Origin of the sequence: Acinetobacter higginsii (assembly GCF_000369845.1) — a bacterium.
GTDB lineage: Bacteria > Pseudomonadota > Gammaproteobacteria > Pseudomonadales > Moraxellaceae > Acinetobacter > Acinetobacter higginsii.
The window spans coordinates 640,294-640,856 of record NZ_KB850223.1; the positions used below are offsets into that span (position 1 = coordinate 640,294).

General features: G+C 49.0%; 1 pseudogene. It reads left to right on the forward strand.

The window, feature by feature from the left end:
- Positions 1–3: 3 nt before the first annotated feature.
- Positions 4–563, forward strand: a pseudogene (locus F885_RS00005) (hypothetical protein); the annotation flags it as partial.

Genomic DNA, 563 nt, shown 5'->3' on the forward strand with positions numbered 1-563 from the left:
AACATCACCAGCACGACAGTTGCAGGCGGTGTACAACTGGGCTTAGGCGACACGCTGAATGTTAAAGATGCAATCAATGTGGGCAGCGGTGCAACCAAAGTTAAGATTGATGGCACAACCAATACCATTGGTGGTTTAAGCAACACGACTTGGAACGGCACAGCGGTATCAGGTCAGGCAGCAACCGAAGATCAATTGGCAGCAGTTGATGGCAAGCTTGGTAACTTGGACGATGCAGCGGTGAAATATGATAACCCTGCAACCAAAGACAAAGTGACTTTAGCAGGTGCAGGTGGCACCACCATTACCAATGTCAAAGCTGGTGCGGTGAACTCGACTTCGACCGATGCAATCAATGGCAGTCAATTACACGGTGTTGCAGACAGCGTTAAGAGTGCAATTGGTGGTAACACGACCATTGATGCAACGACGGGTGCAATCACCGCAAGTAATATTGGTGACACAGGCTCGAACACGATTGATGGTGCGATCACCAGCGTTAAAGCAACAGCAGACAAAGGCATCAACTTTGGTGGCACAACAGGCAAGAACAACTATGCCTT